The sequence below is a fragment of the Sinorhizobium americanum genome, from assembly GCF_001651855.1.
Lineage (GTDB): Bacteria > Pseudomonadota > Alphaproteobacteria > Rhizobiales > Rhizobiaceae > Sinorhizobium > Sinorhizobium americanum.
Genome location: NZ_LNQC01000013.1, coordinates 1 through 2,800 on the forward strand (window position 1 = coordinate 1; position 2,800 = coordinate 2,800).

Below are 2,800 nucleotides of genomic sequence, written 5' to 3' on the forward strand. Positions count from 1 at the left end.
ATGTTCTCCAGAACCGCTTCGTTGACGGCGGATGATGCCTCCATCTGCGGCATGTGGCCGACGGCCGGGATGATGCGCAGCCGAACATTTTCGGGTAGATCGGCCGCCTGCGGGAGCGGGACGATCTCGTCCCGCTCGCCCCACAGGATTGTCACCGGGCAGGTCAGCTGTTGAAGCTGGCCGGCGATCGACTGCAACTGACCATTATCGTCGGCGATCGTGTCGGCAATCGCCGACAGCGCCTCCGGCACGCCCTCGAGCCGCTTGAAGCGAAGCGTTCCCTCGACCATGTCGCTGGTGATCTTCGACGGATCGGCAAACAGCCGCTCCAATACGCCGAGCAGCGGCCGGCGGCGTTCCGCCGCAACGAAGTCGACGAGGAAATCCCGGCTCATCTGCTTGCTCAGCCCGATCGGGGCGATCAACGTCAGCGAACCGACGCGCGAGGACCGCTTGGCGGCGATCGCCGCAGCGACAGCGCCGCCAAACGAGTGCGCCACCAGATGGATCTTGCCGGGTGCAACGGCTTCGACCGCCGCCTCGACGGCAGCGACGATCTTCGGGAGGACATCCTCGCCCGCGATCGGCGACGAGGCGCCGTGTCCGGGCAGATCGACGGCAACCACCCGCATGTTTTCGGCGAGCGCCGACTGGTTGAACAGCCAGGTCGAGAGATCGCCGCCAAAGCCGTGCAGCAGCACGACGGTCTCGTCGCTCTCCGGCCCCGCTTCGAGAAGGTTGATGACACCACCATCCACAGCGATCGTCCGTGGTGCCGAGACGCCACCTTCGCCTTCCTCACCCGCACCAAGCCGGTCGGCATAGCTTGCGATGAAGGCGTCGATCTCTTCCGGCGTCGCCGCCGCGTCGGCGATCACGCCGGCGAGCGCACCGACCGGCGCCGTCGTTCCCTCGCCAAGGACGATGCGCCTCAGCGTTCCGGTCGCGGCGGCTTCCACGACATTGGTGACCTTGGTGGTTTCGATCTCGAGGATTTCCTGACCGCGAGTGACATGTCCGCCCTCGCCGACCATCCACTGGGTGATCTTGCCCTCGGTCATCGTCATTCCCCATTTGGGAACGGTGACTGCCTCGATTGACGACATCGTGTCTACCTCTTGATAATGGAGGTCGCTGCCTTCACCACGGCATCGGCCGAGGGGATGTAGGCGTCCTCGAGATTGGGGGCGTAGGGAACCGGGGAATGCGGCGCCGTCACCAGCTTGATCGGCGCCTTCAGCGCATCGAAGCACTTGTCAGCCAGTAGGGCCGAGATGTCAGCCGCGACGCCGCAGCGCGGATTGGCTTCGTCGACGATGACGACACGGCCGATCGTCTCGGTGAACTCGAGCAGCGTGTCCTCGTCGAGCGGCGAGGTGGTACGCGGGTCTATGATACAGGCGGAGATCCCTTCCGCCGCCAGCTTGCGGGCGGCCTCTTCGGCGACCTGGACCATGCGGCCGATCGCAATGATCAGCACGTCCTTGCCGTCGCGCGCCACCCGCGCCTCACCGAAGGGGATCGTGTAGGCGCCGTCCGGCACTTCCCCCACCGTGTCGTAGAGCATCTTGTGCTCAAGGAAGATCACCGGATCGTCGTCGCGGATCGCCTGCAGCAGCAGCCCCTTGGCGTCATAGGGGGTCGACGGGATGACGACCTTGAGACCGGGAATGTGGGTGAAGATCGGATAGAGCGCCTGGGTGTGCTGCGACCCCGAGCGGCTGCCGGCGCCATAGGTGGCGCGGATGACGAGCGGGGTCTTGGCGCGGCCGCCGAACATGTAGCGGAACTTCGCCGCCTGGTTCATGATTTGGTCGAGGCAGACGCCGGCGAAGTCGACGAACATGATTTCCGCGATCGGCCGCAGGCCGGTGAGCGCTGCCCCTGCAGCCGCGCCGACAAAGGCCGCCTCGCTGATCGGCGTGTCACGAATGCGCTCCGGCCCGAAGGCGTCCAGCAGCCCGCGGGTGACGCCAAACGGACCACCCCAGGCATCCTTCACGCCGTTGGCGCCGGCGCCGCCGGTCAGATCCTCGCCCATCATGATCACGCGCGGATCGCGCCCCATCTCGAAATGAAGCGCCTCGTTCAGGGCTTGCCGAAAAGACTTTTGTGCCATTGTTCCGGCTCCTTACAAATACTTGACATAGACGTCTGTGGTGAGCGCGGACATCGGCGGGAACGGCGCTGCTCGGGCCGCACTGACGGCACGGTCGATTGCGGCTTCGACTTCCTCGTCGACGGTATCGAGTTCGGCCGTCTCGACCAGCGACACGTCCTTGACGCGCTTGCGGAAATTGCCGAGGCAATCGCGATCGCGCCGCATTGCCGCCTTCTCCTCGGGGGTGCGGTAGGTGTCGGGATCGCCGCTATAGTGGCCGTAGTAGCGCGGCACGTGGACGTGCAGCATCGTCGGGCCGCCGCCCGCCCGGGCGCGCTCCACCGCCTCGCCGGCCGCGGCATAGACGCTGAAGACGTCGGTGCCGTCGACCTCGATGGTCGGGATGTCATAGCTTTCGGCGCGGCGGGTGAAGCTGCCGGCCGACACATGCGCGTTCGCCGTCGCCTCGCCGAAGCCGTTGTCCTCGATGACGAAGATGATCGGCAGCATCCAGATCTTGGCGAGGTTGAAGCTTTCCGACATCACCCCTTCGTTCATGGCGCCGTCGCCGGCAAAGGCGACCGCCACCTGACCGGTCCCGAGCAACTTGGCGCTCAACGCCGCGCCGCAGGTGATCGGCGCCCCCGCCGCGACGATGCCGTTGGCGCCCAGCATGCCCTTGCGCAGGTCGGCAATGTG

Annotated in this window: 3 protein-coding genes; all 3 read right to left on the minus strand. The window is 66.0% G+C overall.

Annotation, left to right across the window (positions count from 1 at the left end; all coding sequences use genetic code 11):
• Positions 1-1,106 (minus strand): acetoin dehydrogenase dihydrolipoyllysine-residue acetyltransferase subunit (locus tag ATC00_RS00080; protein ID WP_064251567.1); only part of this gene is annotated, 1,106 nt, incomplete at its 3' end.
• A gap of 5 nt (positions 1,107-1,111) precedes the next feature.
• Positions 1,112-2,119 (minus strand): alpha-ketoacid dehydrogenase subunit beta, encoded by a 1,008-nt coding sequence (locus ATC00_RS00085; protein ID WP_037380904.1) that lies wholly within the window; start codon positions 2,117-2,119, stop codon positions 1,112-1,114.
• Between the two features lie 12 nt (positions 2,120-2,131).
• A partial coding sequence (locus ATC00_RS00090; RefSeq protein ID WP_199275538.1) for a thiamine pyrophosphate-dependent dehydrogenase E1 component subunit alpha occupies positions 2,132-2,800 on the minus strand: 669 nt, incomplete at its 5' end.

Coding starts and splice junctions, on each gene's coding strand:
- ATC00_RS00085 (WP_037380904.1), bottom strand. CDS start 2,119: ATGGCACAAAAGTCTTTTCGGCAAGCCCTGAACGAGGCGCTTCATTTC.